This window comes from Stenotrophomonas sp. As-7, from assembly GCF_030291015.1.
GTDB classification, from domain to species: Bacteria; Pseudomonadota; Gammaproteobacteria; order Xanthomonadales; family Xanthomonadaceae; genus Stenotrophomonas; species Stenotrophomonas lactitubi.
Genome location: NZ_CP127405.1, coordinates 4,675,001 through 4,690,313 on the forward strand (window position 1 = coordinate 4,675,001; position 15,313 = coordinate 4,690,313).

Sequence of the window (15,313 nt, forward strand, 5' to 3'; positions counted from 1 at the left end):
GATCGCGCTGGATGCCACCAGCACGCCGACCCAGATGGCGGCCATGCGGTACATCTTCCGGTACATCATCCAGATCACGCCAAACAGGAACCCCGGCCAGTGCCAGGTGCCCGCCGCGTTCGCGGTGCCTTGGTCCAGGCGCCAACGCTTGCGATAGATCGGGAAGTTGCCGCCGACAATGGCTGCATACAGACCCAACTGGCCGGTCAGTCCGGCGCCCAGTGGAATGACATCGGGCGTTGCCGCTGCGGTCGGTGCGCGGTATGGGTCATGGCTGGACGCTGCGGCGACGGCGGTCTCACTGGCAGGCGGTGCTGCCGGGCCGTCGGCGACGCCGTCGGCACCCGACGCTGGCGCTGCAGTCGACTGCAGCGACTGCAGCGGCTGCCAGCCAGCCATGCCCTCGCACCAGAGCAGGGTGTGGCCGGTGATGACGCCGTCCTGCTGCAGCCTCTGCAGGCCAGCCAGGTCCACTGGGCCTTCACTCTTGCCGTGGCGGGCGTAGTACCACTGTGCTTCCTGCATTGAAGATCTTCCTGTGTGGGTGTTGCGCGGTTTACAGGGATGCGCTGGACAGCGTCTGCACCAGCGTGTGGCGATCGCCGGGGGCGATGGTGATCACATCCGGCCCGGCGTTGGCGGCTTCCAGGCAGACGTAGTCGCGCCAACCGTCACCGACATCGGCCATCTTCGCGGCAGCGTCGGCGCCAGGGTTCCATGCCACCAGCGAGCGGCTGCCTTCGGTGCGGATGTCGATGCGGCGCTTGAGCACCGGGTCGCGCAGCACATAGTGCCCGCCGGCCTGGGTGTAGATGCGGTCGCTGCGGCCCGGATCACGCGGATCACGCAGCGACCAGGGGCCCTGCTGGCGGCGTGACTGGGCGTAGTTCTCGAACTTGTCGAGGTAGTCCAGGCCATCGACGCCGTCGACGTCGACCTTGCTGGCGTCACCAACACGGAAGTAGTTATGCAGCGCCTGGGTGATGGCGGCCGGGGCCTTGCCGGTGTTCTCGGTAACCAGCTGCTGGCGCAGTTCACGGCCGATACGGACGGTCATGGTCAGGCGCAGGCCGAGGTTGTCCAACGCGGGTGGGGCCAGGGTCAGTTCGACGCTGCCATCGTCGAGACGGCGCGCCTGCTGCAGTTCCCAGGGCAAGGTGCGCACGAAGCCATGGGCCGGCACGTCATCGCCCTGCCCCTGGCGGCCGAAGTACGGCCAGCACACCGGGCTGCCACCGCGGATGGGCGTAGGCAGTGCCGCGCGCTTGGGCGAGAGCCACATCACATCGGGTTGGCCCTTGGGCACGAACGAGAGCAGTTGGCCGCCGAACACACTGATGGCGGCGGTAGCCTGCGGGGTTTCCACCAGCCAGGCATCGAGTCCCTGGAACTGGCCGCTGCTGACGCCCTTTATCTGTTGCACGCTGGATCGACTCCGGATGGCCGGCGACTGCACGGCACTGTAGTTGGTGGGAAGGCTGAAGCGGGTGGGTGTGGCCGGAACCTTCGCCTGCGGTCCGCTCTGCAGCGCGCGCAGGATGCGCTGGCCGGCGCGACCATCGGCGTCGGCCCAACCGAGCCGGCGCTGCTCGACCTGGATGGCGCGACGGCTGGCGGTACCGATCATGCCATCGGCGGCGCCGATGTCGTGGCCGCGCGCCAGCAGCAGGGTCTGCAGCTGGCGGCGCTCGTCGCGGCCAAGACCGGGATCATCGGTGGGCCAGGCCGTCACCAGTCCATTACCCCCGCGCAGGCGATCGGCCAGGGTGGCGATGGCCAAGGCATAGCTCTCGGCCGCGTTGTAGCTGTAGATCGCGTCGTAGTTGCGGAACACCAGCAGCGCCGGGCCCTTGTTGCCGGCCGGCAGCAGCAGCGCGGCGCGTGCATCGGCGGGCAGGCCGGCCGGCGCCAGCGCGCTGCCGTCCAGGCCGGTCACGCCCAATGCGCGCCAGTCGGCCAGTGCGCGGCGCTGGGTGCGGCCGGCCTGGCTGGCGTTGAAGCCGGTGGGGACGCGGACTTCCATGCCCCAGGGTTCGCCGGTTCGCCAGCCGGCACGCTTCAGATAGTTGGCGGTGGAAGCCAATGCATCGGGAATGCTGCCGACCAGATCGCGGCGGCCATCGCCATCACCATCAACGGCAATGCGTGCGTAGGTGCTGGGCATGAACTGGGTGTGGCCGAAGGCGCCGGCCCAGGAACCGGTCAGACCCTGCGCCTGCAGGTCACCCTTGTCGATGAGCTTGACCAGCGCCAGCAGTTCGCCGCGGAAGAAAGGTTGCCGTCGGCCGGCACAGGACAGCGTGGCCAGCGACTGCAGCAGCGGACGCTTGCCGAACACACGGCCGTAGTCGCTCTCCACACCCCATACGGCGACGATGGTGACTGGATCGACGCCGTACTGCGCCGATACGCGCTGAAGTAGATCGCGGTGCTGCTGCAGCATGGCGCGGCCGTCGTCCACGCGCTGGCGATCGACCAGCGCGGCCAGGTAGTCCCAGATCGGTGTGGTGAACTCCGGCTGCGCGTCGAGCAGCGGCAGCACGGTGGGATCGGGCTGCAGTCCGGCGGTGATGGCCGTGAAACGGTCAGCGGCAATGCCCTGGGTGGCGGCAGTCGTCTGCAGGCCCGCCATGCAGCGGGCGAACGCGGGATCAGCGGTTGCCGCGGCTGTCGGCGGGGCCGCCGCTGGCACGGCAAGCGCGGCGGCGAGGCCGAGCGTGGTCAGAATGGGCATGGCGTACTCCGTGTTGCCGGTGCTGGAGCCATGGTAACGCGGAGGGGCGGCCAGGTTGGTCGTTGCTGCCGGCCAGCGGCCGGCACTACCGGTGGCTACGGTGCGGGGCGCAGCAGGCGCAGGCCGTACGCAGGATGGTCAGCGTTCCAGTGCGCCACCACCTCCAGCCCTGCCTGCTGCAGCAGATGGCCGAAGCTGGCGTCGGTGTACTTGTGGCTGTACTCCACGCGGATCGGTTCGCCCGCGCTGAAGTGGAAGGTGCGGCCGTCGAGATGGACGTCCTGCTCGCGCTGGCTGACCAGGTCGGTTTCGATGCGCAGGCGCGCAGTGCTGTAACGGGCCTGGTGACGGAAGCCGTCGAGATCGAAATCGCTGCCGACCTCGCGGTTGAGGCGCGCCAGCAGGTTCAGGGTGAAGGCGGCGGTGATGCCGTCGGCATCGTTGTAGGCGGCCTCGATCAGTGCCGGGTCCTTGTGCAGGTCGATACCGACCAGCGCCAGGCCGTCCTTGCCCATCGTCTGCCGCATTGCGCGCAGCAGCGCGATCGCGTCCTCATCAGCGAAGTTGCCCAGCGTGGAGCCCGGGAAGAACAGCAGCCGGCGCGCGGCAGGCCGGTCCGGCACGGGAACCTGCACCGGCCGGGTGAAGTCGGCACACACCGGCAGCATTTCCACGTCCGGCAGCGCCGGTGCCAGGTGGTCGATGCTGGACAACAGCGCCGCGCGCGAGATCTCGATGGGGGTATAGGCCACCGGATCCTGCAGAGCGGCCAGCAGGCGGGCGGTCTTGCGGCCGCTGCCACTACCCAGTTCCACCACATGTACGCGCGGCCCCACCGCCTGCGCGATCTGCGGCAGTACCCGATCCAGCAGGGCCAGCTCGGTGCGTGTGGGGTAGTACTCGCGGGTGTGGGTGATCTGCTCGAACAAGCGCGAGCCGCGCGCGTCGTAGAAGTACTTGGAAGGCAACTGGCGTGAGGCGTGCGACAACCCCGCCACGGCGTCGGCAAGGATCTGCTGGCGGCCGGGGGTAAGGTCGGTCAGCGCCTGCAGCGCATCCTGGACGGTACTCATGAAAGATCCCTTGCCAGGCGCATGCCTGAGAACTGCCAACGCGCCGGTGGCATGAAGAAGTTGCGGTAGCTGGCCCGCACATGGCCGCGCGGGGTGGCACAGCTGCCACCGCGCAGCACCCATTGGCCGCACATGAATTTGCCGTTGTATTCGCCGAGGTTGCCGGCGAACGGACGGAAGCCGGGATAAGCACCATAGGCGCTGCTGGTCCATTCCCAGACATCGCCGAACAGCTGGCGGATGCCCCTGCCCTGCCCTGCATGCGGATGCAGCTGGTCGTCATCGGCGAAGTGGCCTTCGACCGGCTGCGTGGCGGCAGCCGCTTCCCATTCGAATTCGGTGGGCAGGCGGGCACCGGCCCAACGCGCGCAGGCATCGGCTTCGTAGTAGCTGAGATGACAGACCGGTGCGTGCGGATCGAGCTGGCGCCAGCCTCCCAGGGTGAACTCGCGCAGCAGGTCGTCATCCCAGTACAGCGGATGCTGCCACTGTTCGGCCTCACGCAGCGCCCACCCCTCGCTCAGCCACCAACGTGGATCGCGGTAGCCACCCGCGTCGATGAAGGCGCGGTATTCGGCGTTGCTGAGCGGACGTTCGGCGAGTGCATGCGCGGGCAGCAGCACGCGATGCACGGGTGACTCATTGTCATAAGCGAATGCTGCGTGCTGCGGCCAGGCGGATGCACCGATACTGACGATGCGTTCGCCCTGTTCGACCCAGCCCTGCGCGCTGGGAGCGCTGACGGCGATGGGCAGGTCATCACGATACGGTGGCTGCAGCGGATTGCACCAGAAGGCGTGCTTGATGTCGGTGAGCAGCAGCTCCTGATGCTGCTGTTCGTGATGCAGCCCCAGCTGCAGGTGCTGCAGGGCGTCGCTGCCCAGGTCGCCGTCGCGCAGCTGTGCCAGCACCTGCTCATCCACGTGCCGGCGGTAAGCGTGCACCTGCTGCAGCGAGGGCCGCGACAGCAGACCGCGCTGTGGCCGTGCGTGGGCGGGGCCGAGACTCTTGTAGTAACTGTTGAACAGATAGTCCCAGGCCGGATCCCAGGGTGTGTAGCCGGGCCGACTGGCGAGGACGAAGCGTTCGAAGAACCAGGTGGTATGGGCCAGGTGCCATTTGGCCGGGCTGGCATCGGCCATGCTCTGCAGCAGGGCGTCTTCGGGGCTGAGCGGTGCGGCCAGCTGCACGCTGCGCCCCCGCACATGGGTGAAGTGGCGGGCGAGGTCATGCTGCGGGGCAGCGACGGCGGCGGGTACGCTGTCCATGCAACCAGCTTCGACCGCGGCCGGTGAGCGCGATGTCATGGCCCGGTGCCATGGTGTTCACATCAGGCGCCATTCAAGAAGGGAACTGCTGCGCCGCTAACGGCAGTGCTGCGGCCGCGTCGTGACCGCGCTGGAATTCCGTGTGGCCCATCATCCGCTCCGACAGCCTGTGCACTATCTGTTCGTGCTGCCCGCCGTACTGGTCGCACTGGTGCTGTGGGTGAGCCTGGAAAGCGATGATGTCGGCCGCGCCGGGCAGCGCATTCTGCCGTGGTTGCTGGCCTGCCTGGGTGCAGGACTGGCGCTGATGTACAACCAGGTGCGCACGTTGTGCCTGTTGCTGTTGGTGGCGCTGGCCTTCGCGGTGCTGCACCAGGATCTGGGGCACTACCTGCGCGATGGGCGGGTAGCGGCGCTGACCCCACTGCGCTTCCATGCGATCTCGACCTGGCTGCCGTTGTTGTTCGCCATCCATGCGTTGTGGCCCGAACGCGGGCGCCGCCGCCAGGACCTGCTGCTGAGGGCCACGATCAGCGGTGTTGCCGTGGCGGTGTTCATCCTTTTGGCCGCACAGCAGCCACAAGGCATGCACGACCTGCTGTCGAACCGGCACTTCCCGTGGCTGCCGAGCGACTGGAACGCGTTGGCGCAGCTGCCTGCCATGCTGTTCCTGCTGGCCACCGTTGCGCTGGGATGGCAGGCGTGGCGCCAGCCGCGGCCGCTGCATACGGCGATGCTGCTGGCCCTGCTGTGCCTGTGGTGGATGCTGCCGCGGATCTTCCTGCAGCCGGTGCTGCTGCCGGCGTTGAGCGTGGCGGCGCTGCTGCTGATGCTGGCCGCGACCCTGCAGGAGTCTTTCCACATGGCATTCGGCGACGAGCTGACCGGCCTGCCCGGGCGCCGTGCGTTCAACGAGACGCTCAAGCGTGCCACCGGCACCTACAGCATCGCGATGATCGACGTGGATCATTTCAAGAAGTTCAACGACACCCACGGCCACGACACCGGCGATGACGTGCTGAAACTGGTGGCGTCACGGTTGTCGCGGGTGGGCGACGGCGGCCGCGCGTTCCGATATGGCGGCGAGGAATTCGCGGTGGTTTTCCTCGATCGCCCGGCATCGGCCTGCGTGGATGCGGTGGAGGCGCTGCGGCAGGGCATCGAGCAGAGCCGGATGCAGCTGCGCGACCGCAGCACCCGCAGCCGTGACGATACGCTCGGCCAGCAGCAGCGCGGGCGCGGCGGTGGCGGTGCGGTGGTGCAGGTGACCGTCAGCATCGGCCTGGCCGATAGCCGCGTCGATCCGCGCCCTGCCGGGGTGGTCAAAGCGGCCGACCGGGCGCTGTATGCGGCCAAGCAGGAAGGCCGCAACCGCGTGTGTGCGCATGGCGGCCAGCGCGTGCTGGCAGTGCGCGGCAGCCACGCTCAGACGGCGTCGAGGTAGTACCAGCGACCTTCGATCCGCAGGAAGCGGCTGTGCTCGGTCATTTTCACTGCGCTGCCGCCGCCGACGCGGTAGCGGGCGGTGAAGCGGACCTCAGCGCTGTCGGTGCCGGTCACCAAGTGATCCTGCACGGTCAGGCCCAGCCACTGGGTACGCTGGCCGGGGGCATCATCGAGCGACAGTTCTGCGGGACGGGTATCCGGATGCCAGGTGGCACGCAGGTAGTCCGGCAGATGGCGCACATAGGCGCTGTAACGCGAGCGCATCAGACGCTCGGCATCGGGCGCGGCGTCGCCGGCATGGAAGCGACCGCAGCAGGCGGCGTAGTCGGCGGCCAGGCCACAGGGACAGGGATCGGGGGCGGTTCGGCTCATGCGGGTATTGTCGCGTGGGCGGGGGCAATGTGACAGGCGTATGCTGTCGCGCCCTCACTTCGATCGATCGCCGTGCTGGAAATGATTCCTCCTGAGTTGTGGTGGCTGGTGGCGATCGCCTTCATTGCCGGCCTGGTCGATGCGGCCGTGGGTGGTGGCGGACTGGTGCAGCTGCCGGGCCTGTTCACGGTGCTGCCGCAGCAGACGCCGGCGATGCTGTTCGGCACCAACAAGTTCAGCTCGATGTTCGGCACCGGCGCGGCGGCGTGGCGTTATGCACGCAACGTTCGCTTCCCGTGGAAGCCGGTGTTGTTCGCCGCCGGTACGGCCTTCGTGTTCTCTTTCCTTGGCGCTACGGCGGTCAGCCTGCTGCCCAAGGACGCCGTGCGGCCACTGGTGCTGGTGCTGCTGGTGGCGATGCTGGCCTACACGTTGTGGAAGAAGGACTTCGGCGCGCTGCACCGGCCCCGCGAGATCGGCCGCAACGAGTTGATGATCGCGCTGGCGATCGGTGCGGCAATCGGATTCTACGATGGCTTCTTCGGGCCCGGCACCGGCAGCTTCCTGATCTTCCTGTTCGTGCGCTTCTTCGGGCTGGACTTCCTGCGTGCGTCGGCAGCGTCGAAGGTGGTGAACCTGGCGACCAACGTGGCGGCGATCTCGTTCTTCGTGCCGACCGGCAACATCCTGTGGCTGTTCGCGCTGCCGATGGCGGCGGCCAACATCATCGGTTCGGTGGTGGGCACGCGGTTGGCGCTGAAGGGCGGCACGCCGTTCATCCGCAAGCTGTTCGTGGGCCTGGTGGTGGTGCTGATCGCGCGGATGGCGTGGGATACGTTCCGTAGTTCGTGAATGAGCGTGATGACGTGGTAGGTGCCAACCTTGGTTGGCACGCTGTTTCCGGTCGCGAAGAGCAGCCGAGCATGGCTCGGCTCTACAGGGGATTGCCGGCCAGCGGCCGGCACTACCAGGATGCCGGCTGAGGCGATCAGGCTTCGGCTTCTTCCGGTTCGTCGGCCTGCTGGCGGCTGCGTTCCGGCAGCTTCAGGCGCTTGCCTTCTTCGTCGTACTCGATGAGCAGGACGCCCGAATCGTGGCGGCCGCTGATCTCGACGAAGCAGGCGCCACCGATGAACGGCTCCAGCGTCATCACCGACTTCAGCGGGGTGGCAACCACCATCTGGAAACCGAAGTTGTCGAAGATGTTCATCGCCAGCGCGGTGAATTCGTTGTCGGCCTTGTCGAAGGCTTCGTCGAGCACGACCGCGGCATAGCTGGGCAGCTGGCTGTCGGCACCGCCGAGCTGGTAGCGCAACGCCGCCGCCAGGCAGGTGGTGGCCAGCTTCTGCCGCTGGCCGCCGGACTTGCCAGCGCCACTGCGGTAGATCTCGACCTGCTGGCGCGTTTCCACATCCAGTTCCACGCCGATGAACTCCACGTGCAGGCGCACGTCGAGCACAATCTCGCGCCAACGCTTGTCTTCGCCTTCCTGCGAGCCCAGGCGGTTGACCAGCTGGCGCAGGACGGTGAACTGCGTTTCGGCAACGTCGCGCTGCTCGGTCTGCTGCTGCGACAACACCTCGCGCAGCTGCAGGTGGAACTCCTGCACTTCCGGCAGGCGCCGGTCGTTCAGCTCGATGGTCAGCAGGGTGCCGCGGTTGAAGGGCACCTGCTCGAGGCTGGCGTTGACTTCGTCCAGGCGCTGGCCGATCGACTTGCGGGCCTCGGCACTGTGCCGCTGCAGCGCCAGCAGGTTGTTCTTGCTCTGGTTCTGCAGCAGGTCGAAGAAGCGTTCTTCGTGCTGCGGCAGGCCATCGCGTTCAAGACGTTCGAGGCGGGCGAGGAAATCCTCGGCCGAGGCCACCGACACGGTGAAGTCGCCCGATTCTTCCGGCCACTGCTGGATGAAGCGACGGAAGCAGCCCAGCAGCAGGTTCTCGACGCGGTTGACGTCCTGCTGCGAAGACGACAGCTGTTCGTTCAGCGCATTGCTGACCTGGCGCATGTGCGCTTCCAGCGTTTCCAGGCTGAGCGGGCCCTGCTCCTGCAGGCGCTCGGCCAGGCCGGCTTCCTGGTCTTCGGCCAGTGCCGGCAATACCAGTGCACGGCTCTGCTGGCGGGCCCGGTCCAGGCGGTCGCGTTCGCGCACCAGCTGGCCGCGCTCGACGCGGGTGTCTTCGTAAGTGCGGCGGGCCTGCTCGATATCGGCACGGGTGGCGTCGATCTGCTGGGCGATCCTGGCCAGATCGGCGTTGCCTTCGCGCAGGGCGTGCAGGCTGGCCTCGATGTCGGCCAGGCGCTGCTGCGGCGCGGCGACGTCGATTTCATTCCAGCTGATGCCGACCAGCTGGTGACAGGCCAGGCGACGTTCGTTGTCGCGGTCACGCTGGCTGCGCAGGCGCGCGATGTCGGTATCGCAGCTGGCGATACGGGCGGCCAGCTCCTGGGCTTCCTTCTCGAAGACAGCGAGCTTGTCGCGGTTGCTGAAACCCAGCAGCCAGCGGCGGCGATCATTCACCGCACTGCGATCGTCCTTCTCGAAGCGGTCGCCCGGATGCTTGACCTGGCCCTCGCGGGTGATGCCGCGGTCGACGTTGCGCAGCTGCTTTGCGTCCACGCATTCGTAGTCGAAGCGCTTGCCCAGCTCGCGGCGCAGCCAGCTTTCGAACACGTGGTCGCGCAGTTCCAGCTTGTGCAGCAGCGATTTCGCGGACGGTTCGCGGGCGAACGCGTCGTCATTGCGACGCACGCGGTAGTAGGTGAAACGCATGCCCAGGTGGGTGCGGTTCACCCATTCGGCGACGTCGTTGTAGTGCTTGTCGTCGACCAGCAGCGATTGCGCGAAGCCACCGAGCACACGCTCGATCGCGCCCTGCCAGCTCTGCTCTTCCGAGCGGACCTGGATCAGTTCGCCGACGAACGGCAAGGCCGCTTCGGAGATACCGGTTTCTTCGGCCAGGCGCGCGCGCAGCTTCTGCATCGGCGCAGGAATGCTGGAGGGCGTGCGCTGCATCGCCTCCAGTTCGCCACGCACGTCGGAGAAGCGCCGCTCGTCGTCGCGCTTGCCGCCCAGCCGTTCGCTGATGGCGTCGTCCAGGGCGCTCGAAGCACGCTGACGGTCTTCCAGTTCGGACTGCGCCTGCTCGACCAGCGCGGCGAAGCCATGCGCGTCGTCGGGCAACGCGGCCTGCAGTTTCTGTGCGGCGTCGTGTGCCTGCGCCTGCTTGGCCAAGCGGCGGTCGCGTTCGGCTTCGGCGCGGCCCTGCTCGCGTTCCAGTTCCTCGATGCGCTCACCACCCTGCTGGCGGCGCTGCAGTTCCAGCTCAGCCAGGCGTTCGGTGTGGTTGTCCAGCGCCGCACGGCGCTGCGCTTCTTCACCCAGCAGGCCACGATCGCGCGTGTCCATCTCGCGCAGGCGCGCTTCGATCAACAACTGGCGGCGGCTTTCACGGAAGCTGTCGATACCGAGCTTGAGCGCTTCGTCGTCGCCGCGACGGCGGCTCATCGCCTGCAGGTCGCGGTAATGTTCGCGCGCCGGCTGCAGGGTTTCGACCTGACGCCGCGCCGTGACCACGGCCTGGTGCGCGCCATCGAGTTCGGCGAAATCGCTGACCAGTCGTTCGGCAGCGTCGAAGGTCTTCGGCGTGTCGAGCATGAAGTCGCGCAGGAAGACGTTCAGGTCTCCGAGGTTCTTCGCGGACTGCGTCTTGTGCAGCAGCCGCAGCGCCATCTCGTTGTCGATGCCGAGCAGATGACGGAAGCGTTCGGCGTAGCCGGAGAACGTGTCGAAGTGATGGACGTCGGCCAGCTTCTGCTTGAGCTTGCGCAGATCCAGGTCGAAACCGCCGAGGTCCTTGGCGATGTCGAACGGGCGCTCGGCGATCATGTAGTGCTTGCGCACGTCACCTGCGGAGGTGCTGCTGCCGGCGATCCAAAGCAGGCGCACCAGGCTGACCACGCGGCCATCACCAGCGCGGTACTCCAGCACCAGCGCGGTCCAGGTGGCGCCCTTGCGCAGGTACTGGGTGGCGATTTCACCGGTGCCACTGTCCTGCTGGTCGGCCCACGCGCCGCGCACGTAGGACACCAGGTTGCGGTCGCGGCCGCTGCGTTCGGCTTCACGCGCAGCGGCGTTGAAGTCGACGATGGCCGGCGGCGTCAGCAGTGCGGACATGGCATCGAGCAGGGTCGACTTGCCCGAGCCGGAGCGGCCGACGAACAGGAAGCCGCGCTCGGCGATCGGCACTTCGGTCAGGCCGTTGAAGGTGCCCCAGTTGTGCACCTGCAGGCGGCGCATGCGGAACTGCTGCAGACGCGGGTCGGGCAGGCCGTCGTTGAACAGGGCGGGAGTGTGCTTGGAAATGGCCATGCGGTGCTCGGGTCTCTCAGGCTTCAGCGGCCGGGGTTTCACGCAGCTGGCGGTAGACCGCCGAAAGCTGGGATACGTCTTCGGCGGAGAACAGCAGCTTCAACGCCGGCGAGACTTCGTGGCGGTCTTCCTGGCCGCCGAGGCGGGTCAGGATGTGGTTGTCCTTCATCTTCTGCACCGCCGAGGCGACGCGCCGATTGAAGCCGGCGCGGTCGGTGGACAGGTTCTTCTCGTAGATGGCCAGCGCTTCGGCCATTTCGGCGTCGGCTACCACGGCGCGGTTGCCGCGTGCATCGGCTTCGCCCAGCTGCTGGCGCAGGTACAGCAACAGCACCGAATCAATGAAGGTCAACGGCGAGGTGCGCAGCAGTACCGGCGCATCGACGTCCTCGGTGTCGGCCTGGCGGGTGAACGCCACGCCACTGTCGCGGTCGAGCACCAGTTCCAGGAACAGGTCCGACAGCGCCGAACGGATGCCGGCTTCGCTGCGGATCAGTGCCGGCCACAGCTTGGCGTGGCGCAGCTGGTCGATGCTGGGGCCGATCAGCAGCTGGCACAGCGCGCGGCGCGCATCCAGCGGCAGGCGGCCGGTATCGCCCATGTAGTAGACGTCGTTGCCGCGCCGCGGCTGGGCCACGGTCGCCACCGGCTCGGCCTGGTAAGCGTCTTCGGCCAGGTCGGCATGCGGTGCGTCGATGGGGTCTTCATGCCAGCTCATGGCGTCTCTCCTGGGTAAACCAAACCAGCGGGATGCGGGCGCGACGGATCTGGCCGTCGCCACCACGCCATTCGGCAAGCTCCTGCTCGCCGGCGATCACGCTGCCAAAGCGCGTGCCCAGCGAGAGGTAGCCGATGACACTGCCCAACCCCTGCGGCGCTTCGCGCTGCGACAGGGCCTGGGCGATGCTGAGTTTCGGCTGCGCGTCGAGCAGGTCGTGCAGGTCGCGGCGCAGGGTGCGGAAGTCGATTTCCGACGACGCCACCAGGTCGCCCACGCTTTCCAGGCTGATGCTGGCCGCATCGTTGTATTCGACATTGCCATCGACCTGGGCGCTGCGCGGGTCGTGCAGCTTCCACTGCGACCACGAACGCAGGCGGCTGGTGGTCAGCTGCAGGTCGCGGCCGATCGCGCGCTGCGCCGGGAACTCATCGCGCAACGCCAGTGCTTCGGACTGCGCCTGCTTCAGCAGCTGGTTGAGGCGGCGCTGTTCCAGGTAGCCACGGCTCTGCACGAAACCGCGCAGGCTGCGCGCGAAGTTCTGCAGCACGTCATGCACCTGGCCACCGCGCTCGAGCATGGTGCTGGTGAAGCCACGCAGGAAATTGCGCTCGTTGCGGTCCAGCCGACGGGCGAAGCCGCGGGCCAGCAGCGTCTCCAGCGCAGCATCGAGCTGGGCGCTCTGTTCGGCGTCGTTGAGCAGGCGCCAGAACGCCTGGAAACTACGGCCCGCGTCGCTCTCGCCGATCACGTCCACGCCTTCGAACAGCTTGGACAGCACGTCGCCGCGCTCGCCCTCGTCATCGATGATGCGTTCGCGGAAATCACGGTTGAGCTGTTCGAAGTCGTCGCGCACGCGGCGGAAGTCTTCGGTCAGTTCGTCGGCCAGGCCGATGATCTGCCGCGTACGTTCCAGCGCACGCTTGCCGTCCAGGGCCGTCACACGGCCGGCGCCGACACGGGCGATCTCGGCATCGATGCGGTCGCGCTCGTCGCGCAGTGCGGACAGGCGTGCGTCGGGATCGGCCTCCGTCTGCGCAGCGAGCTGCGACAGCTGTTCGATCACCAGTGCCAGACGGCTCTCGGTGGCGGCCACACGGGCCTGCTCCATGCTGTCGGCGAAGCGGATCGCCTGCAGCGCCTGGGTCGAGAGCTCGTACTGCTCCTGGTCGGCGCCTTCGGGCAGCCGGCGTTCCAGCCAGCCCTGCGCCAACCAATGGGCAACGTAGGCCTGCGCGGTCCGCGGCAGCTCGCGCGACAGCTCGTCACCGTTGAGCTGGTCCAGCGCGCGCTGCAGGCGCTCGTTGAGGACCGATGCAGGCAACGTGCGATCGCCGTCCATCAGCAGGCCCTGCAGCAGGCCGATGATTTCCGGTGCGTGGTCGGCGGCGAGCAGCTTCCATTGCGGCTGTTCGCGCAGGTGGCGGTAACGGGTGATGCGTTCGCGGTGCTTCATGCAGCGAGATCGGTCCGAAGGGCGCGGCAGCCAGCGCGCGCGCGCAGGCGCGGCGCAGGCACGGCGAAAGCGGCGGCCACGCGGGGCCGCCACCGGGAGGCGACGGCGCTCAGCGCTTGCCGCCCACTTCGATGAAGCGCAGGAACTCGGCGCGGGTGCGGGCGTCTTCGCGGAAGCTGCCCAGCATCTTCGAGGTGACCATGCTGACGCCGCGCTTGTGGATGCCGCGGGTGGTCATGCACTCATGGGCGCCTTCGACGACGACACCGACGCCGACCGGCTGCAGCACATCCTGGATGCACTGGGCGATCTGCGCGGTCATCTTTTCCTGCACCTGGAAGCGGCGGGCGTAGGCTTCGACCACGCGGGCCAGCTTGCTGATGCCCACCACCTTGCCGGCCGGCAGGTAGCCGACATGCACGCGGCCGATGATCGGCGCCATGTGATGCTCGCAGTGGCTTTCGTATTCGATGTCGCGCAGGACGATCAGTTCGTCGTAGCCGGCCACTTCCTCGAAGGTGCGTTCCATGTAGGCGCGCGGGTCGTCGCGGTAGCCGCTGAACCAGTCGCCATAGGCTTCAGCCACGCGGCGCGGGGTATCCAGCAGGCCTTCGCGGGTGGGGTCCTCACCGGCCCAGCGCAGCAGGGTGCGCACGGCATCCTCGGCCTGGACCTGGGTCACATCGCCCTGCGGGGCGGCCTTTTCGTTGTTCTTGCTCATTGCATACAGCGCCCGAACGGGGGGCGAGCATCGTACCCGACCGGGGGGTGGGTCGTCCTCTGGGGACGGTTCATCGGGGGTCTCCTGCGGCGCCTCATGGCTGCTGAGCGAGAGGTGGAGGGGCAGGCAGGGCCGGACACGCCGCAAGTACGTCCTTGTAGGCTCGGCCACAGCATCCATGCCGTGGACGGTCCTGCCCTGCCTGCCCCTCCGCCTCTCCGACGGTTTCCGGTGGACGCGGTCAGACCGCCCGAAAGCGGGGGTCAAAAGCTGGGGTTCATGGCTGCGGAGACTGCGCGCGCCGCTGCCTTGGTGGGTGCTGACCGTTGGTCCGCACTGCTTCTGCACTTGCCTTTAAAGAGCCAACCCTCCGCGCTCGCGGGGTGATGGGTGGGCGGCGGAGGGCCGGGCGGGGCAGGGCCGTGAGGCGCATGGATGCGCCGATCGAGCTTACAGGGACGTACTTGCAGCGTGCCCTGCCCCGTCGGGCGCTCCGCCACCCCAACCGATAACCAGCAGGCGCAACGCTTTCCTCAACACACCCACCCATTCAGCAAAACCTATTGATAGGAATGAAATTAGTAGTATCCTATCTATTACTTATGGACCGACCCCTCGACGAGCGCACCGTGCTGCAGATGCAGCTCAGCTCCGGCCTGCTTTACGCAGGGCGGCAGTGGCAGCGCCTGGCCGACAGCCGGTTGGGCAGCTACGGCATCTCCACCGCCTGCACCATGCCGCTGTTGATGATCGGCCGCTCCGGCGGTGGCATCCGCCAGGTCGCGCTGGCCCAGCAGCTGGGCATGGAAGGCCCGTCGCTGGTGCGCCTGCTGGACAAGCTCTGCGCCAGTGGACTGGTCCGCCGCGAATGCGATGCCAGCGACCGCCGCGCCAACCTGCTGTGGCTGACCGAGGAAGGCCAGGCGTTGGTGCGCGAACTGGAAGATCAGTTGATCGGCCTGCGCCAGGACGTGTTCGGCGAACTGTCCATGGATGAACTGCACGCCGTATTGAAGGCGTGGCGCCTGCTGGCCGAGGCTGCCGACCGCATCACGTAAGCCCGCTGTCCGTGAACACCGCCGCTGCCGTGCATACGCCAGCGGCTTTCGCCCGTTGCCGTTGTTCTGTTCCACCTCCCCTTCCCCATATCGCCCCC

The 15,313-nt window shown here is 67.6% G+C and carries 12 protein-coding genes (1 of these 12 only partly in view); 3 read left to right on the plus strand and 9 right to left on the minus strand.

The features are described from left to right. The 4 genes from QP457_RS21300 to egtB form a co-directional block, all read right to left on the minus strand. Positions 1 to 525: the 5' portion of a DUF2628 domain-containing protein gene (locus tag QP457_RS21300; RefSeq protein WP_205406412.1), read on the minus strand. It extends 261 nt beyond the left edge of the window; 525 of the gene's 786 nt are visible here — the first part of the coding sequence; the start codon lies at positions 523 to 525; the stop codon falls past the left edge of the window. Positions 526 to 556: 31 nt separating this feature from the next. Beyond that, positions 557 to 2,632, minus strand: coding sequence for a lytic murein transglycosylase (locus QP457_RS21305; RefSeq protein ID WP_240196721.1), 2,076 nt, complete (start codon positions 2,630 to 2,632; stop codon positions 557 to 559). 197 nt (positions 2,633 to 2,829) lie between these two features. Further along, on the minus strand, positions 2,830 to 3,807 hold the full coding sequence (gene egtD, locus QP457_RS21310; RefSeq protein ID WP_205406411.1) for an L-histidine N(alpha)-methyltransferase: 978 nt from the start codon (positions 3,805 to 3,807) through the stop codon (positions 2,830 to 2,832). Next, entirely contained in the window at positions 3,804 to 5,075 is a 1,272-nt protein-coding gene (gene egtB, locus QP457_RS21315) for an ergothioneine biosynthesis protein EgtB (protein ID WP_180164837.1), read from the minus strand. Before egtB ends, egtD begins: the two co-directional genes overlap by 4 nt. A gap of 142 nt (positions 5,076 to 5,217) precedes the next feature. Here egtB and QP457_RS21320 point away from each other — a divergent pair, with 142 nt between their 5' ends. Continuing rightward, a complete protein-coding gene (locus tag QP457_RS21320; RefSeq protein WP_205406410.1) occupies positions 5,218 to 6,519 on the plus strand; it encodes a GGDEF domain-containing protein in 1,302 nt (433 codons plus the stop codon). Here the strand turns inward: QP457_RS21320 and QP457_RS21325 are convergent. Continuing rightward, a complete protein-coding gene (locus tag QP457_RS21325) occupies positions 6,501 to 6,893 on the minus strand; it encodes a YchJ family metal-binding protein (protein ID WP_205406409.1) in 393 nt (130 codons plus the stop codon). The genes QP457_RS21320 and QP457_RS21325 overlap by 19 nt on opposite strands. 72 nt (positions 6,894 to 6,965) lie before the next feature. Here QP457_RS21325 and QP457_RS21330 point away from each other — a divergent pair, with 72 nt between their 5' ends. Beyond that, a complete protein-coding gene (locus tag QP457_RS21330; RefSeq protein ID WP_100554240.1) occupies positions 6,966 to 7,745 on the plus strand; it encodes a TSUP family transporter in 780 nt (259 codons plus the stop codon). Positions 7,746 to 7,881: 136 nt separating this feature from the next. Here QP457_RS21330 and QP457_RS21335 read toward each other — a convergent pair whose 3' ends face one another. The 4 genes from QP457_RS21335 to folE form a co-directional block, all read right to left on the minus strand. After that, positions 7,882 to 11,262, minus strand: coding sequence for an ATP-binding protein (locus QP457_RS21335; RefSeq protein ID WP_205406408.1), 3,381 nt, complete (start codon positions 11,260 to 11,262; stop codon positions 7,882 to 7,884). A 16-nt stretch (positions 11,263 to 11,278) separates the two neighbouring features. Then, positions 11,279 to 11,980 (minus strand): DUF4194 domain-containing protein, encoded by a 702-nt coding sequence (locus QP457_RS21340; protein WP_025875661.1) that lies wholly within the window; start codon positions 11,978 to 11,980, stop codon positions 11,279 to 11,281. After that, positions 11,967 to 13,436, minus strand: coding sequence for a DUF3375 domain-containing protein (locus QP457_RS21345; protein WP_180164831.1), 1,470 nt, complete (start codon positions 13,434 to 13,436; stop codon positions 11,967 to 11,969). Before QP457_RS21345 ends, QP457_RS21340 begins: the two co-directional genes overlap by 14 nt. A 109-nt stretch (positions 13,437 to 13,545) precedes the next feature. Further along, the gene (folE, locus tag QP457_RS21350) at positions 13,546 to 14,157 is read right to left on the minus strand and encodes a GTP cyclohydrolase I FolE (RefSeq protein WP_089241981.1); all 612 of its coding nucleotides are present in this window, start codon (positions 14,155 to 14,157) and stop codon (positions 13,546 to 13,548) included. A gap of 602 nt (positions 14,158 to 14,759) precedes the next feature. Here folE and QP457_RS21355 point away from each other — a divergent pair. Continuing rightward, positions 14,760 to 15,215: a MarR family transcriptional regulator gene (locus QP457_RS21355; protein WP_025875653.1), complete on the plus strand. Its 456-nt coding sequence runs from the start codon at positions 14,760 to 14,762 to the stop codon at positions 15,213 to 15,215. Positions 15,216 to 15,313 lie beyond the last annotated feature (98 nt).

What these genes read in the sequence shown, in the direction of transcription:
- QP457_RS21305 (WP_240196721.1), bottom strand. Translation starts at nt 2,632, where the DNA reads ATGGCGGGCCTGCAGACGACTGCCGCCACCCAGGGCATTGCCGCTGAC.
- egtD (WP_205406411.1), bottom strand. Translation starts at nt 3,807, where the DNA reads ATGAGTACCGTCCAGGATGCGCTGCAGGCGCTGACCGACCTTACCCCC.
- egtB (WP_180164837.1), bottom strand. Translation starts at nt 5,075, where the DNA reads ATGGACAGCGTACCCGCCGCCGTCGCTGCCCCGCAGCATGACCTCGCC.
- QP457_RS21325 (WP_205406409.1), bottom strand. Translation starts at nt 6,893, where the DNA reads ATGAGCCGAACCGCCCCCGATCCCTGTCCCTGTGGCCTGGCCGCCGAC.
- QP457_RS21335 (WP_205406408.1), bottom strand. Translation starts at nt 11,262, where the DNA reads ATGGCCATTTCCAAGCACACTCCCGCCCTGTTCAACGACGGCCTGCCC.
- QP457_RS21340 (WP_025875661.1), bottom strand. Translation starts at nt 11,980, where the DNA reads ATGAGCTGGCATGAAGACCCCATCGACGCACCGCATGCCGACCTGGCC.
- QP457_RS21345 (WP_180164831.1), bottom strand. Translation starts at nt 13,436, where the DNA reads ATGAAGCACCGCGAACGCATCACCCGTTACCGCCACCTGCGCGAACAG.
- folE (WP_089241981.1), bottom strand. Translation starts at nt 14,157, where the DNA reads ATGAGCAAGAACAACGAAAAGGCCGCCCCGCAGGGCGATGTGACCCAG.
- QP457_RS21355 (WP_025875653.1), top strand. Translation starts at nt 14,760, where the DNA reads ATGGACCGACCCCTCGACGAGCGCACCGTGCTGCAGATGCAGCTCAGC.